The sequence below is a fragment of the Alcaligenes aquatilis genome (assembly GCF_003076515.1).
GTDB classification, from domain to species: Bacteria; Pseudomonadota; Gammaproteobacteria; order Burkholderiales; family Burkholderiaceae_B; genus Alcaligenes; species Alcaligenes aquatilis.
This window is the reverse complement of sequence record NZ_CP022390.1, coordinates 45013-60475: the sequence shown is the minus strand read 5'-3', so window position 1 is coordinate 60475 and position 15463 is coordinate 45013. Positions and strand designations below refer to the sequence as shown.

At 54.4% G+C, this 15463-nt stretch carries 13 protein-coding genes; 8 read left to right on the top strand and 5 right to left on the bottom strand.

Translation table 11 applies throughout. The annotated features are described in order from the left end of the window. The first annotated feature begins 32 nt into the window (after positions 1-32). From CA948_RS00260 to CA948_RS00240, 5 genes are all read left to right on the top strand, one after another. Complete coding sequence (locus CA948_RS00260; RefSeq protein WP_094195131.1) at positions 33-1538, top strand: Rieske 2Fe-2S domain-containing protein; 1506 nt, start codon at positions 33-35, stop codon at positions 1536-1538. Positions 1539-1589: 51 nt separating this feature from the next. Beyond that, positions 1590-2600, top strand: a complete 1011-nt coding sequence (locus CA948_RS00255) for a PDR/VanB family oxidoreductase (protein WP_094195130.1) — start codon at positions 1590-1592, stop codon at positions 2598-2600. A 169-nt stretch (positions 2601-2769) separates the two neighbouring features. Continuing rightward, the gene (locus tag CA948_RS00250) at positions 2770-3363 is read left to right on the top strand and encodes a TRAP transporter small permease subunit (protein ID WP_108727000.1); all 594 of its coding nucleotides are present in this window, start codon (positions 2770-2772) and stop codon (positions 3361-3363) included. Further along, positions 3360-5129, top strand: a complete 1770-nt coding sequence (locus CA948_RS00245; protein WP_108726999.1) for a TRAP transporter large permease — start codon at positions 3360-3362, stop codon at positions 5127-5129. The genes CA948_RS00250 and CA948_RS00245 overlap by 4 nt, the downstream gene beginning before the upstream one ends. A gap of 70 nt (positions 5130-5199) precedes the next feature. Further along, entirely contained in the window at positions 5200-5874 is a 675-nt protein-coding gene (locus CA948_RS00240; RefSeq protein WP_094195127.1) for a GntR family transcriptional regulator, read from the top strand. Positions 5875-5893: 19 nt separating this feature from the next. Here the strand turns inward: CA948_RS00240 and CA948_RS00235 are convergent, their stop codons facing one another. The 3 genes from CA948_RS00235 to CA948_RS00225 all read right to left on the bottom strand — a co-directional run bounded on the left by CA948_RS00235 (position 5894) and on the right by CA948_RS00225 (position 8277). Further along, positions 5894-6361, bottom strand: a complete 468-nt coding sequence (locus tag CA948_RS00235) for a GFA family protein (protein ID WP_108726998.1) — start codon at positions 6359-6361, stop codon at positions 5894-5896. A 79-nt stretch (positions 6362-6440) separates the two neighbouring features. Then, entirely contained in the window at positions 6441-7352 is a 912-nt protein-coding gene (locus tag CA948_RS00230; RefSeq protein WP_094195125.1) for an MBL fold metallo-hydrolase, read from the bottom strand. 61 nt (positions 7353-7413) lie between these two features. Then, the gene (locus CA948_RS00225; protein WP_230019577.1) at positions 7414-8277 is read right to left on the bottom strand and encodes a tripartite tricarboxylate transporter substrate binding protein; all 864 of its coding nucleotides are present in this window, start codon (positions 8275-8277) and stop codon (positions 7414-7416) included. Positions 8278-8947: 670 nt separating this feature from the next. Here CA948_RS00225 and CA948_RS00220 point away from each other — a divergent pair. From CA948_RS00220 to CA948_RS00210, 3 genes are read left to right on the top strand one after another with little or no spacing between them, the layout of a single operon-like run. Continuing rightward, complete coding sequence (locus tag CA948_RS00220) at positions 8948-10549, top strand: GMC family oxidoreductase (protein ID WP_094195123.1); 1602 nt, start codon at positions 8948-8950, stop codon at positions 10547-10549. 26 nt (positions 10550-10575) lie between these two features. Next, the gene (locus tag CA948_RS00215) at positions 10576-12033 is read left to right on the top strand and encodes an aldehyde dehydrogenase family protein (RefSeq protein ID WP_108726997.1); all 1458 of its coding nucleotides are present in this window, start codon (positions 10576-10578) and stop codon (positions 12031-12033) included. Between the two features lie 47 nt (positions 12034-12080). Further along, the gene (locus tag CA948_RS00210; protein WP_094195121.1) at positions 12081-13088 is read left to right on the top strand and encodes a Bug family tripartite tricarboxylate transporter substrate binding protein; all 1008 of its coding nucleotides are present in this window, start codon (positions 12081-12083) and stop codon (positions 13086-13088) included. A gap of 61 nt (positions 13089-13149) precedes the next feature. On the opposite strand, the gene CA948_RS00205 is transcribed toward CA948_RS00210, so the two are convergent. Together CA948_RS00205 and CA948_RS00200 are read right to left on the bottom strand one after the other, a co-directional pair. Then, positions 13150-14055, bottom strand: coding sequence for a LysR family transcriptional regulator (locus tag CA948_RS00205; protein ID WP_094195120.1), 906 nt, complete (start codon positions 14053-14055; stop codon positions 13150-13152). A 379-nt stretch (positions 14056-14434) separates the two neighbouring features. After that, positions 14435-15136 carry a pseudouridine synthase gene (locus CA948_RS00200; RefSeq protein WP_060186789.1) on the bottom strand — a complete coding sequence of 234 codons (702 nt, stop codon included), beginning with the start codon at positions 15134-15136 and terminating at the stop codon, positions 14435-14437. Positions 15137-15463 lie beyond the last annotated feature (327 nt).

Sequence of the window (15463 nt, the reverse complement as noted above, 5' to 3'; positions counted from 1 at the left end):
CTTTCCACCATTGATCTGTACACGAGGACGACATGACCGAAAAGAAACTGATTCCCTACGGCGGCTATTACACCAACCGCATTCCTGATCACGACCCTGAGTTGACCGAAGTCGGCCCTGGCACGCCCATGGGCGAGTACATGCGCCGCTTCTGGCATCCCGTGTGCATGGCAGCGGAACTTACCGATACCCCGCGTTTTCTGAAAATCATGGGTGAAGAGCTGGTCGCCTTCCGCGACAAAAGCGGTCAGATCGGCCTGCTGCACGCCCATTGCGCCCACCGTGGCGCCTCCCTGGAGTACGGTGCCATCCAGGAAAAGGGCATTATGTGCTGCTATCACGGCATGGTGTTCGACGTAGACGGAACCTGTCTGCATGTCCCTTACCCCAAAGGCGAAGAGGCCGAGGGCGAAAAATACGCCTGCTCCATTCGCCAGGGAGCTTACAAGGCCTTCGAGCGCCATGGCCTGATTTTTGCCTACATGGGCCCGCCCGATGCCGAACCTCCTTTCCCCGAATGGGAGGAAAACTTCACCGTCATGCCCGGTGATGAGCTGGTGGCGTTCAGCAACTTCCAGCACTGCAACTGGCTGCAAGTGCAAGACAATGCTGCTGACAACTTCCACCCCACTGCCTTGCACGCTGCCAAGAACGTAGTAGGCGGCAACTACCAGGGCACCACCTTTGACGAAGTAGGCGCGGCCTCCATGGAAGTGGCGCCCGACATGCAGTTCATCCCTGTACATAATGGCCGCAGCCTGGCCTGCGCGGGTGCGCGTCGTGCCAGCAAGGACAATCTGTTTATCCGTGTTCAGCACCAGGTCCTGCCCAATCTGAGCCTGCATGCCTACACCTCCGAAGACGGTGCCCAGCAAAAGTTTTTCAGCCGCTTTCACATCGTGCGCTGGACCGTTCCTGTGGACGACCAGAACAGCAAGATGATTGGCTGGCGCGTCATGGGCCCTGGCATTGATACACGCGCAGTGGGCAACAAGGAGATGGTGGGCTACGAGACCATCGACTTTCTGGAAGGGCAGGTTGCCATGCGCCGTCCCGAACGCTTTGGACAATACAAGCTGGACGATCTGCCACCCATCCCGTCCGACCACCGTGCCCGTCACAACTACAAGGAATGCCAGCAGGCACCCGGCGATTACGAGGCCATCATCAGCCAACGCCCGATTGCCGTCCATGCCCTGGAGAACCCGACCAAGTTCGACGCTGGGCTGTACATGTTCCGCAAGATGTTGCGCGATGCCTTGCGTGGCTCCAACCCTGCGGCGACCCCTGAAGGCTTTGCCCAGTGGCTGAAAGATTGTGGTGGTGCACCCAACAGTTATTGCTCGGGCAATGTCCTGGCGATTCCCGAGTCCGAGGATTTGGCCCAGGAAGTCGCACGCCGTCGTCATGCCACCCGCGAAATCGTGCGCATCCTGACCTCGGCCGACAATCTGAAAGGCTCGGAACGCGAGGCTTTCGTCAAACAAAGCATGCAGGAACTTCAACAATCGCTCAGCGCTGTTGCTGCTGAGTCCTGATCGCCTGCGGCACCCGCTCCAACGGGGCGGGTGCCCCATACGGAGAGCGCCATGAACGCCATTGCAGAACCCGCCACTCCCGTCCAGGCGGCTACCAATCCGGACGGGCTGTTGTCACTGCGGATCCGGCAAATCCGCTACGAAGCGCAAGGCATCAATTCTTATGAACTCAGTTGTCCTCAGGGCGGCGAGTTGCCCGCCTTCGAGGCCGGTGCCCATATAGACGTACATATTCAGCCCGGCCTGATCCGCCAATACTCCCTGTGCAACTCGCCCCATGAGCGTCATCGCTACGTTATTGCAGTCCTGCGCGATGCCAACGGACGAGGCGGTTCACGCAGCTTGCACGACACCTTGCAGGTCCAGCAGCAGGTGACCGTCAGCACGCCCCGCAATCACTTTCGACTGGACTCGAACGCACGCCACTCCATTCTGTTGGCCGGGGGTATCGGTATCACGCCCATCAAGGCGATGGCCCACTTTCTGGAGTCACAAGGCCAGCCCTTTGAATTGCACTACTGCACTCGCAGCCACGACACGGCCGCCTTTGGTTCCGAACTGACTCAGTGGCAAGAGCAAGGCCGCCTGCATCTGCACCTGGACAAGGGCAACCCCGCACAAGGTCTGAATCTGCAGAACTTGCTAGCCAATGCAGTTGAAGGCACCCATGTGTATTACTGCGGTCCAGCCGGCTTTATGCAGGCCTGTGCCCAGGCCAGCTCGCACTGGCCTGCCGGTTCCGTGCATTGCGAACACTTCAAGGCACCTGAACCCGCCCCCAGTGCCCATACCCTGCCTCCCGGTGCCTTCATGGCACAAATTGCCAGTACCGGCCAGTGCATTGAGGTTGCATCCGATCAAACCCTAAGCGATGCCTTGACACAAGCCGGTGTGCCAATTGCCACCTCCTGTGTATCGGGCCTGTGCGGCACCTGCCGCGTCAACTACCTGCAAGGGGATGTTGACCACCAGGACTACATCCTCAGTGCCGACGAGCAAAGCCATTGCCTGACCGCCTGCGTTTCACGCGCACGCTCGGGCGTCCTGGTTCTGGACCTGTAAGCCCATCTCCGGGTCCTGGCTCCCGCCAGGGCACACCCCATTTACGTCGGGCCCGCTCGTGGCCCAAGGAGTCACCACAGCACCTGCTACAGAGCGGCTTGCACACGGCCGCCATCACACACTCCCCGGCAGCACAACGACGAACACAACAATATTCGCGGAGACAACAATGACTGCATTGAAAACCATGGTGGGGGGAATAGACCACCTGAACCGCTGTATCGGATTCATCATCAAATGGCTATTGCTGGCCACCACCATTCTGAGCGCCAGCAACGCCATTACCCGCAAGGCCTTTGACCTGAGCTCCAACGGCATGCTGGAAGCTCAGTGGTACCTGTATGCGGCTGTCTTTCTCTTGGGAGGAGGGTACGCATTTCTGCACAACAGCCATGTTCGGATCGACTTCATCTCCACCCGCCTGGGCGCGCGTGGACGCAACCTGGTCGATATCGTCGGGATCGCTGTCGTCCTGATCCCGTTCTGTCTGTTTGTCATCAACCTGAGCTGGGGATTTTTCACCACCGCCTGGCATTCGGGGGAAATGTCCGGCAACGCCGGAGGGTTGGTGCGCTGGCCTGCCTATCTGCTGATTCCTGCCGGCTTTAGCCTGCTCTTGCTTCAGGGCCTGGCCGAGCTGGTCAAACGACTCCTGTTCCTGACAGGCAAAGAGCCCGATAGCATTGCCGAAGAGGGCTCCCAGGACACGCCTATCCATGTGCCTGCCCAAGCGCTATCGACCGCCCAGGAGGGCTCACGATGATCACCTCCTTTATTACGGACTACTTCGTCCCCATCATGTTCCTGAGCCTGGTCGTGCTCTTGCTGACCGGCTTTCCCGTCGCATTCGGCCTGGCCGCAACAGGTCTGGCCTTCGGAGTCTTGGGCATCGCCCTGGAATTGTTCCCCACCAATCTGTTTCAGGTCCTGCCTTTACGTATCTTCGGGATCATGCAAAACGAGACCATGCTGGCCATTCCCTTTTTTACGTTGATGGGCATCATTCTGGAACGTTCGGGCATGGCTGAAGACCTGCTCGAGACCATGGGTCAGCTCTTCGGGGCGGTGCGCGGTGGTCTGGCCGTCTCGGTTGTCCTGGTCGGGGCCTTGCTGGCTGCCTCCACCGGTGTCACATCGGCTGTCGTGATCTCCATGGGCCTGATTTCCTTGCCCGTCATGCTGCGCTACGGCTACAAACCGGAAATGGCCACGGGCATCATCACCGCTTCAGGCGCACTGGTACAGATACTGCCGCCCTCGTTGGTCTTGATTGTGATGGCTGATCAATTGGGCCGATCCGTTGGGGACATGTACGCAGCCGCACTCGGACCTGGCCTCCTGCTTTTGGTGATCTATATTACTTTCATCATCGTCCTGGCCTTGATCCGTCCTTCCTGGATGCCAGCCTTACCAGAACAGGCCAGAAGTCAGGTCACAGCCACTGGCGCAAGCGGACGACGGTCGCTGGGCATGCTGGTCCTGCTTTGTGCCTTCATCGGCTTTACCTGGGCGGGCCTGCACAACGAAGTCATGGCCCAGGTCTTTTCCCAGCCGGCTCAGGCCCCCACTGATCAAGTTGCCATCACCGCTCTGCTTGTCGCCTCCATGAGCGCGCTGCTGTTTGCGACGGTGAATCGGGTTACCGGCTGGGGACTGCTCTCGCAACTGGCCGAACGCTTTGTATTCGCCCTGATCCCCCCCGTCGTCCTGATCTTTCTGGTGCTGGGCACCATCTTCCTGGGAATTGCCACCCCAACAGAGGGCGGGGCCATGGGTGCAATTGGCGCGTTGATACTGGCCTTGATACGCAAACGCCTTAACGGGGCCTTGCTTAGCCAGGCCCTGGAAAACACCGCCAAACTGGCTATTTTTGTGATGTTCATCCTGATCGGCTCGACCGTCTTTAGCTTCACGTTCAGCGCAGCAGACGGCCACGTGTGGGTAGAGCATCTGTTTGATGCCATTCCCGGTGGCGAACTGGGTTTTGTCATTGCCGTCAGTGCCATCATCTTTGTGCTGGGCATGTTTCTGGACTTCTTCGAGATTGCCTTTATTGTGGTCCCGCTGTTGACGCCTGTCGCCAACAGTTTGGGCATTGATCTGATCTGGTTCGGGATTGTCATCGCCCTGGTCCTGCAAACCTCCTTTCTGACCCCCCCATTCGGTTTTGCCCTGTTGTATTTGCGCAGCGTGGCACCCCGATCCGACTATATCGATTCCGTTAGCCGGCAAACTATTTCAAGGGTTCGTACCCAGCAAATATGGAAGGGCTCAGCCTACTTCGTCGTACTACAATTGCTGGTGGTAGGCATCGTCATCGCCTATCCGCAACTGGTAACGGGAGGCTTGCACAAGACAGTCAGCCTGAGCGAAGACGAAATCCTGCTCCAGCTGAACCGTCCCGCCCCCATGCTCAACCCAGGAGCGATACAGGCAGACGATCCGCTAAGCAACCCGTTCGAAGTACAAGCGACGTCAAACCAGGATCCCATGGCCGCGCTCTTGCACTCCATGCGGACCACACCCTGATGTCAATCCAGGGCCGCAGCCAGGCTGCGGCCTTAACTTGTTTTTTGTTTGTAGCGGAGTTCCAGACCCCATGCATGCCAAGCTTTCCGGTAAGTTGCAGGCCCGTCCACACTATGTTGACGAGGTCTATCGCATCCTGCTCGATGCCATCAGCGACGGCTCCCTGGCCCCCGGCTCACGCATCACTCAGGAAGACATTGCTGAGCAGCTCAAGGTGTCACGCTCACCCGTCTTGCAGGCCATCCAGTTGCTGAAAAAAGATGGACTGCTACAAGACGCTGAAGGGCGAGGCGTTATGGTGGCTCCGCTGAGTCTGGAACATATCGGGCATCTGTACCAAGTGCGGGGTGCCTTGGAAGCATTGGCAACCAAGCTGGCGGCACGTCAAGGCGCCGTGCTGGATCCGGACCTGATCCGTCTGGGCCGCAAAGTGGCTCGCGGCCACGACGTACGCGCCATGATCGAAGCCGACGAGGCCTTTCACAAAGCAATTTACGAAGCATCGGGCAACCCCATGATCGCCGAAAGCGCGCAGGTTCATTGGGTACACCTACGGCGTGTCATGGGTGCTGTACTGCAATCGGCAGAACAACGCCTGTCCATCTGGGACGAACACGAGGAGCTGGCTGCGGCCATTGCGTCGGGCGACGAAGCCAAAGCACTGACCATCTGTGAGCGACATATGCACAATGCCAGTGAAAAATTGCTAAGCCGCTTGCAGGAAATCCTGGAGCAGCCCGCCTGAAACCAACACCCCCCTTTTCTTACAAAGGGGGTGTTGGTTTCCGGTCCTCGGAATTAACTTCATAACGCAACCAGCCCGCAATCACAGAAGCACCATCTGCTCTATCCTTGGGATGAGTGCGACCTTCGTAAACAGGTATCTCCTTAAAGTCGAAGGGGCTCATCGCCTCGATGCACGCCACATTGACACCATATTGTTCGGGATTGGAGCGGCGTTGATGGAAAGTATAGATTCCGCAGTGCGAACAGAAGTAATGCCTGGCCTGCCCTGCGTTGAATTGATAAAGCGTCAGCGCATCCTGGCCTTGCTCGACCTGAATATCAGCCAGATTCGCCGACACAGCTACCGCCCCACGCATACGACAATAAGAGCAATTGCAGCGACGCGCGGATCTCAAGCCGTCACAAAGCCGCACGTTAAAACGGACCGTGCCACAGTGACAGGCGGCTTTGTAAATGGAGCAGGCATCAGGATAGGTTTCAATCATGGAAGGCCTCTCTAAACTGCAAGCCAGATTATTCGAATAAGTGCAGAACTGTATAAAAGTCACACCATTCTACCGATGGCTATGCAACCGGGGAGTCTGCAGTGAGAAACTTGAACTGAAATGCAGAGCCATGTGAAACGACGTGACCCGCTGTTGGGCCTGCAAAGTGGCCGGTCAACAATATCTTCGAGTTATCGGCACAACTCTCAAGCAGATTCAGTCGGGAACGCAGTGCGGCTGCTTCATTAAAATCAGCGGCATTAGACAAATGAGGGCGTGCGCACTGGATCGGATGATGGATGACATCTCCCGACATAATGGCGTGCTCATGGCCGTGGCAAATATGTACAAGCAAGTTTCCGGGAGTATGGCCAGGCGCACTTTCTACATACACATCGGTTCCTAACTCGGTCATGACCTGATCACCAGCATCCACGAAAATAGCCCGGCCTGCTTCGACTATCGGCAACACACTATCGACAAAGGAGCCACGATTGATCGGCGCGGTCGGATTATCAAGGTTGAGGCGGTGGTAATGATCGAACTCCTGCCGACCCATCAGATAACGAGCACGCGGGAAAGTCGGTACCCAACGACCATTGTCAAGCCTGGTATTCCAACCGACGTGGTCTGCATGCAAATGTGTACACAAGACCAAGTCTATGTCTTCGGGCCGCAGACCTAAGCGTCCAAGATTGTCCAGATAGCGTGTGTTCAAACGATGCCATGCAGGCATTGAAGGGCGTTCTTTATGGTTACCGTTGCATGTGTCGATAAGAATATTGCGGCTTGGCGTACGAATCAGGAAAGAATGAAAACTCAGCTTGAGCTTTCGGCTGACCTTGTCGATGCAGCTAGGGTCCAGCCAATCAATCTCAGCGTCAATATCCTTAGCTTGAATATTGGGAAAGAGCCAGTCCCCCGCCAGATCCATACTGGCGATCTCAATGACCTTTTCAATACGGGCCTTTCCTATGTCGATCGGTATCATAGAAAATAACTCTCTGTCTTTATTGTGGGTAACGAACGACTATCCGTAAAGGCATGGGCCTCTATTCAAGATTGAGCTTTGCGTTAGCGATGACCTGCCCCCAACGGGTTTTCTCATCTGCAATGAAGCGCGCCAATTGGGTGTTGTCGGCCAGAAACGGCACCATCGATTGGGCCTTTAACGAGTCGAGCATCGCAGGGTCCGCCAACGCTGTTTGGATGAAATCGCTTACTGCTTCGATCACGGCCGGTGATGTCTCTGGGGGGGCGGATACGGCGAACCAATTGCCAAGATCAACAGAAGGCCCGCCTTGCTCTTGAAGGGTAGGCAATTCAGGCCACAGTTGGCTGCGCTGTGCTGCGGCGTAACCTAGTGCCGTGACCGATCCCGAGCGGTGAGCCATAGCCAGTGGCATGGGAGCCAGGAATAGATCCACTTCGCCTTTTAGCAGGGCTTGCATGGCATTGCCGCCTCCTTGATAGGGAACATGCACCATTTCAGGGATCTTCATCTCCTGCTCCAAAAGCAATACGCCCAGGTGAGCGCTACAACCCATACCCCATGAGGAATAGGTGAGACTCTGGGTTTTGGCAAGTGCCGCCAATTGGGCCAGATCACGAACGGGTAAACCCGCACGAACCATAAGTACCGTACCAATACGGGCGATGGAGGCCACCGGAACAGCGGCTTCGATCTTTTGCCGACGACTTGGATACAGAAAGGTGTTGAGCACACTCGTATCAAGATTGGTAATTTGATACGTCAGCCCGTCGGGTTTCGAGGCATAGATGAGATCGGCAGCGATATTGCCTGCTGCGCCAGGACGGTTCTCAACAACCCAGGGTTGGCTGGAGATCCCTTGCAAGGCCTTGGCAAGAATGCGTCCCACAATGTCCGCACCACCACCCGGCGTGTAAGGAACCATCAATCTGACTGGCCTGTTAGGGACCCAGGTAGATTTCGCAAAGGAAACAGGTAAGTGTGCGATGAGAGGGATTGTCCCAAGCAGGCCGAGCAGTTGGCGGCGCGAGGATGAGTAGTGGTTCAACCTTGAGTGATGACGCATTGTTGTCTCCATATATGGATTGATGCGGTCGTGGTTCGACCGTCAATGTCTGCTTATCGTTGCCAGACCTGTTGCAAGCCAGCTCTGGCCCGCATGGTTACCGTGAAAAATTCGCACGGCAAACGCAAGCTCAACAGGGCGGAAACCTGCATTTTGCGAAGATTAAGTCGCCTGATTCATTTAAACAATCAATATTTTTATATTTTTATATATTTATTTTTTTAATGTATTTGAACTCATTGATTGCTCTGATCTGTACCAATCAGACGACCTAGGGCTCCGTTCTTATCCATACGGCAAGACCGTCAAAATTGCGTCGCAAATAGTGGACGCACACCTCCATGCGATCCCTGCTTATTGGGACGCAGGCCCAGATAGCCTCATTGAAAGTTGATTCATGGAGAACGTTTTAGCTCTAAAAACATTAATTTTATTGATGATAAACAATCAAAAATTGTCGATTGTTTTTATGTATCTACGGACTTAACCTACTGGCAATAAGCAAGAACAGAGGCATCGCGTAGGCAAAATGAATGAGTACGTAGACTACATAATTGTCGGCTCCGGGCCGGCTGGATCGGTTATCGCCAGACGGCTAAGCGAACAGACCTCTAACAGCATTTGCGTGTTGGAGGCCGGCCAAAACGACAACAATTTTTTCATCCGCGTCCCGGTCGGTTTCGTCAAAACGCTATACAGCGGCAAGTTCACCTGGAACTACCAAACGGAGCCTGCACAGGCAACGAACAATCGCATCATTGCGATGCCGCAAGGGCGAGTCGTGGGTGGGTCAAGCTCCGTTAACGGACTGGTGTACTCACGTGGCCAACGCGAAGACTTCGATGACTGGGAAAAACTGGGAAACTCTGGCTGGGGATACGCCGATGTTCTCTCTTATTTCAAACGCTCGGAGCGTCGGGTGGGAGAATGCGACCCTGATTTTCGTGGCTTGACGGGCGAGCTTCCTATTACCAACCCAGATTGGAGCTCACCATTGTGTGAGGCCTTTATTCGAGGTTGTGAAGAGTTCGGAATCCCGCGCAATACGGATTACAACGGTGCAGAGCAGCTCGGCACAGGGTACTTCCAACGCTACATTTACCAGAATAAACGTGTCAATTGTTCGGATGCTTTTTTACGTCCAGCACTCAAAAGTGGGCGGGTACAGCTTAAAACGAACGCCACTGTTTCGGAAATCTTATTTGAAGGTCGACGCGCCATTGGCGTCAAATATCTGCGTAATGGCCAAACGCATACGCTCTATGCCAACCGTGAAGTTATCCTCAGCGCAGGAGCGGTAAATTCACCAAAAATATTACAACTGTCGGGGGTCGGACCTCACGAACTGTTGGCAGGGCATGGTATTGAGGTCAAACATGCATTAGCCGGCGTGGGCGCCAATTTTCGTGATCACTATACCGTTCGCAGTATCTCGCGAGCCAAATCAGCGCTCACGCTCAACGAACTGTCCAAGGGGTGGCGATTAGGTAGAGAGATCGTGAGATGGTTTGCAGGCAAGCCCAGCATCTTGGGGTTGAGTCCCTCAATGGTGCATGTGTTCTGGAAAACACGTTTCAGCCCTCAGCGCGGCGATGTTCAGATCTTGTTTACCCCAGCCAGCTACAAGCCCGGCAGCAACTATGTCTTGGACGATATGCCAGGCATGAGTACCGGGGCGCGCCAACAACGGCCAGAGAGCAGCGGCTATGTACACATTCAGTCTAAAGACCCACTGCAGGCACCGTTGATCCAGCCCAATTTCCTCGAACATGAATTGGATCAGCGAACCCTTGTCGAAGCGCTCAAGCTTGCACGGCAGTTGATGACAACAACGGCGATGGCCCCCTATTTGGTCAACGAATTGCAGCCGGGCAAAGACGTGCATCGAGATGACGAATGGCTCGATTACGCACGTCAAAAAGGCACGACCGGCTATCACATGGTAGGCACATGCAAAATGGGACGCCAGGACGATCCCATGGCTGTTGTGGATGCCCAACTACGCGTCCACGGTATGGAAAATCTGCGCATTGCGGATGCGTCGATCATGCCGCAAGTCCCTTCTGCTAACACCTTGGCAGCCAGTTTGATGATAGGCGAAAAAGCCGCTGACATGATTTCAGCACAGTAAAGCACACTATTCTTGGAGGTACCACGATGCCCACAGATTTTCCCGACGCACTTGTTAACGTTTCTTCATTGAGTTTAATCGCCGGTGTCCGTGTGAACAGCGGCGCGACCTTTACGGTCTACAACCGCTACACCGGTAAAGCCATCGCGCAGATCGATCAAACTTCGCAAGAGCATATCCGGCAAGCCGTGATCGCAGCACGGCTTAACCTAAACAAAGCACCTGATGGCTATGAACGTTCGCGCATTTTGCGTAAAGCAGTAGAGCTGATTACGGCGAGAAAGCAGCAATTTATCGACGTGATGACCCTGGAGGCCGGCTTCACCGTGAGTGAAGCATCCAATGAGATCGCTCGGGGGTTGGATACGCTGGAAATCTCGGCAGAAGAGGCCAAGCGGATTTGCGGTGAAATGATCCCTATGGATGGCAATCCAGGTCAAAAGGACCGTCTCGCCTTTACGCTGCGTACCCCTGTCGGAATCGTGTGTGCCATTACGCCATTTAACGCGCCTTTCAACGCGTTGTTGCATAAAGTCGCCCCCGCGATCGCTGCTGGCAACGCTGTCATTATCAAGCCTTCAGGGTACACCCCATTGACGGCCAGCCTAATTTGCGACGTCTTGCTCGAAGCCGGTTGGCCGGCGGAATTGTTATCGCTGGTACACGGAGAAGGCGCACAGGCTGGCGAGTGGCTATTAGACGAGCAAGATATCAACTTCTATACCTTTACGGGCAGCACACGTGTGGGCCGCCTCATCCAGCAAAAGGCAGGCCGACGCCGTACGCAGTTAGAGTTGGGAAGTATTGCTTGCACAATCATCTGCGACGATGCGGATCTCGAGTTTGCACTGCCCCGCATTCTGCGTGCAACGTTCCGAAAGGCAGGCCAAGTATGCACATCTATTCAGCGCTTATACGTGGCGCAATCACGTGTCGCTGAGGTAACGGCAAGTTTAGAGAACGCGGTTCGCGCTCTCAAAAGTGGGGATCCACGATTGGGCGACACCGATGTGGGCCCGATGATCACCGAACAAGAAGCGATACGCGCTGAATCGTGGATCAAGGAGGCGGTCAATATGGGAGCGCAGCTCGTTGCAGGAGGGCAGCGCGACAAGTCTGTGTTGGCACCCACGATTCTGTCTAACGTGCATTCAGGCATGAGCGTATTTGACCAGGAAATTTTTGCGCCAGTCGTCACACTCTTGCCTTTTGAGACAGTCGCAGAAGTGATCGAAGGAATCAACTCCACCCCTTATGGCCTTGCGGCAGGCGTGTTTACGAACGATGTCAATACGGCCTTTCATCTGGCTCGTCATTTGCAAGTGGGCGGTCTGCACATTAATGAAACGTCCAGCTCTCGTAACGATGGTATGCCCTATGGCGGTGTCAAGGATAGCGGCTACGGTTTCGAAGGGCCGAAGTATGCAGTGCGGGACATGACTGACGAGAAAGTAGTGACATTCTCGCTGCGTCATCCTAAGTAACTCGTTGGTGTTGAGAAAAAAATTTCTAATAAAGAGGAGATAAAACCATGCAACCAAAACCTATTATCAAACGGCGTTGCAACCTGACCAGCCGTGTGTGTACGGCCATATTCGGCGTGATCTTGGGAGGCAGCGTACAAGCGGGTACCTATCCAGAGCGACCGATCAGTTTGATCGTTCCGTATACCGCAGGCGGGCCGACCGATGTGTTGGCGCGTGCGATCGGCGAAGGCTTGGCTAAAGAGCTCAAACAAGCCGTGGTAGTGGAAAACACTCCCGGCGCAGGTGGCATTATTGGCCAGTCTAAACTAGTCAGGGCCGCACCCGATGGTTATACATTATTGTTGGGTAACGTTGGCACATTGGCGGCGAATGCGTCCGTTTACAAGGATTTGCCATACAACAACCTGGAGGATTTCACTCCAATTGCTTCAGTTGGTGATGCCCCACAGATTTTGTCGGCACGTATTGATTTCCCTGCCAAGGATTTGGATAGCTTTGCCGCTTACGCGAAAGCCAATGCCGCATCCATGAATTTCGGGGATGCGGGCGTCGGGTCGGGTGCCTTTTTAGGGGCAGTCTTACTGAACGCAACATTGGGTATTAATGTGGGGGCTGTCCATTATCGCGGTGCGGCGCAAGCGACGGCAGATGTGATGGCCGGCCACATTGACTACACGGTGGAAAGCAGCAGTACCGCAGTGTCGTCGATTGCCTCGGGTAAGGTAAAGGGGCTGGCCGTGCTCAGTCCAGAACGGGTGTCGGTTTTGCCTGACGTGCCTTCGGCTGGCGAATCTAGCTATAAGAATCTGAACTACACCATCTGGAATATGGTGGTGGTCAAAAAGGGCGTACCAGAAGAGATCACCCAGAAACTGAACGTCGCCCTTAACCATGTACTGGCTCAACCCGACTTGATGGCGCGATATCAGAAAATGGGATTGACCGTGCCCAGCGAAAGTCATCGCTCCCTGGCGGGCTCACGTAAACTGCTGACAGATGACATCGCTCGCTGGCGTCAGTTGTTACGCGACGCAGGTATCAAGCCGGAATAAACAAGGGTCGGTCTTGATATCCGATGCAAACGCCTGTGGGCGGGATGGCGTCAAGACCGACTTAACGAAAGGTGGAAATTGTCTTGGCAATATCCACCAATTTGCGAATGACTGTCTGGCTTTGATCCATGCCCCAAGCCGCATTAAACGGAATAGGCGCAAAAGCAGGAGCATCTTTTAGTACTACTAATTCGCCGCGCTCCAGCTCAGACTCAATAAGAGGGGCGGTCATGAGTCCGACGCCCGTCCCTCTGCAGATCAATTCCTTCAAGGTCAGTATGCTGCTGCAAATATCGACCTTCACTTTCAGATTATGGTCTTTGATGAGCTGCATCAAGACCGGATGCAATGGCGACTCTTTTGAAAGCGACCATACAGGCTGACTTTGTAGAATCTGTAGCCAATTTTGGTCGGACTGTTTACCATTTCGCCCCACAAGGTCAGGCGCTCCTACCAGCAACACATCGGCAACACCGATCGGCTCGACATGAAACCGATGATCCGTGTGTAGGGAGTGAGTAGCCAGAAAGACCAAATCCAACTGCCCGTTCTCTAGTTTGCTGACGCTTAATGAGGTCTGTCCGACCTCTACTTCAAAGCTAAGCTGTGGCATCGTGGCTCTCGCCGTCTTAATGAACGTTGAAAACCACGTTTGCCCTATCAAGCCGGCAATACCCACACAGATCAAGCCGGATGCATGCGATGCATCATCGAGCGAATAAATGACGTCATCAATGGCAGCCAACAAGGGTTTAATCTGCTGAACAAGCTCACGCCCTTGTGTTGTGAGATCCATCCTACGTCCACGCTTATGAAACACAGGAAAACCTATACGGTCTTCGAACTCGCGCATACGCGCCGAGACCGTAGGTTGAGTGGTGTGCATATAATCGGCTGCCGCCTGAAAACTGCCCTGCTGGGCAATACGGCACAGCGTCTGAAGATGCAAGATAGTGATCTTAGTCATCAATTTCTTATGAAAATTAGCTTGTCAAAAGCTAGAGCAATGGCCCGTGACGCTTCAAACCCATAGTCTAACAGGGTCAATAGCTCCAAGCGTTGAGAGGATGGAGCCGCTATGGGCAAGCAGAGCGAGGCTTTCCGGGGGTGTCATCAATTCCGTATTCAAGGCAGGTTGAACATCCGACATCAGACACAAGGCGGTTAAATAAAGCAGGGCACCGCGCCACCAGCCCCTTTGACGATTGATGCAGGTACAAAAAAGCGCTCAAACAAGGTATGTTTGAGCGCTTTTTCATGACTGGTCTCCCAGAACTCAGGCATCCAAGCTCTGGACTTGATACGTCTTTGGCTTGCCACAGCAAGAACCAAAGGCCAGGAGAGCGTTAACCCTCTTCTACAAACTGCTGCACCTCGGCAGGAGTTAAGTAGCGCGACTCGCCTGGCTCCAGGCTGTCGTCCAAGGAAAGGGAGCCAATACGCTCACGATGCAAGGTCTGAACCAAGTTCCCCAAAGAGGCAAACATACGTTTCACCTGATGGTATTTTCCTTCCTGAATAGTCAGCCTTGCGGTGCGTTCATCAATGCGTTCCAGCACGGCTGGCAGCGTCGGTTTGTCCTCGCCATTCAACAAGATACCGGCCTTGAACAATTCTTCTGCATTGTCAGGCAAAGGCTCTGCCAACGTTGCCACATAGACCTTATCGCACTGATGGCGGGGCGAGATAATGCGATGCGTCCACTGGCCATCATCCGTAATCAAAATCAAGCCGGTGGTATCCACATCCAATCGACCGACAGTATGCAAACGCTCACGCTTGTCTACATCGATCAGCATCATCACGGACGGATAGGCGCTATTTTTAAGGCTGCACTCGTAACCAGCGGGCTTATTGAGCATGATGTAACGCAGGCCAATCAGGGCAAGCGGCTCATCATCCCAGCACACTACATCACCCTCTTGCACAACGTGAGTGCCTTTGGTCACTACCTCGCCATTGACGGTGATTTCTCCGCTTTTAAGCACTTTACGCGCGTCTGAACGACTCAGATCCGTACTCTCACCAAGAAACTTGTCCAGTCGCATTCCATTTCCACACAAATAGTTATTGAATAATTTACAGCGTCATCACGATCGATCAGGGGGCCTTGCAAGGCCGACACCAGATTTCACCATCAGATCCCCACGCCCCTTCTTTTTCGTTCATTATGAAGCAGGGTGAATCACTGCAAGTAGACCACATCAGCTTGATTTCGCGCTGTTCCCTTTCTAGAGCGCATGACTTCAAAGCGGCTAACTGACCCAGCCATTGATCAGCGGTGTGCGCGCTAGCAGATTCATTGAACCAGCCCAAAGACACCTAATCCTTAGGACTCAGAGCGCATCACCCATCACCAAAAAAATGAGCCCCAG

Coding starts and splice junctions, on each gene's coding strand:
- CA948_RS00260 (WP_094195131.1), top strand. CDS start 33: ATGACCGAAAAGAAACTGATTCCCTACGGCGGCTATTACACCAACCGC.
- CA948_RS00255 (WP_094195130.1), top strand. CDS start 1,590: ATGAACGCCATTGCAGAACCCGCCACTCCCGTCCAGGCGGCTACCAAT.
- CA948_RS00250 (WP_108727000.1), top strand. CDS start 2,770: ATGACTGCATTGAAAACCATGGTGGGGGGAATAGACCACCTGAACCGC.
- CA948_RS00245 (WP_108726999.1), top strand. CDS start 3,360: ATGATCACCTCCTTTATTACGGACTACTTCGTCCCCATCATGTTCCTG.
- CA948_RS00240 (WP_094195127.1), top strand. CDS start 5,200: ATGCATGCCAAGCTTTCCGGTAAGTTGCAGGCCCGTCCACACTATGTT.
- CA948_RS00235 (WP_108726998.1), bottom strand. CDS start 6,361: ATGATTGAAACCTATCCTGATGCCTGCTCCATTTACAAAGCCGCCTGT.
- CA948_RS00230 (WP_094195125.1), bottom strand. CDS start 7,352: ATGATACCGATCGACATAGGAAAGGCCCGTATTGAAAAGGTCATTGAG.
- CA948_RS00225 (WP_230019577.1), bottom strand. CDS start 8,277: ATGGTTCCTTACACGCCGGGTGGTGGTGCGGACATTGTGGGACGCATT.
- CA948_RS00220 (WP_094195123.1), top strand. CDS start 8,948: ATGAATGAGTACGTAGACTACATAATTGTCGGCTCCGGGCCGGCTGGA.
- CA948_RS00215 (WP_108726997.1), top strand. CDS start 10,576: ATGCCCACAGATTTTCCCGACGCACTTGTTAACGTTTCTTCATTGAGT.
- CA948_RS00210 (WP_094195121.1), top strand. CDS start 12,081: ATGCAACCAAAACCTATTATCAAACGGCGTTGCAACCTGACCAGCCGT.
- CA948_RS00205 (WP_094195120.1), bottom strand. CDS start 14,055: ATGACTAAGATCACTATCTTGCATCTTCAGACGCTGTGCCGTATTGCC.
- CA948_RS00200 (WP_060186789.1), bottom strand. CDS start 15,136: ATGCGACTGGACAAGTTTCTTGGTGAGAGTACGGATCTGAGTCGTTCA.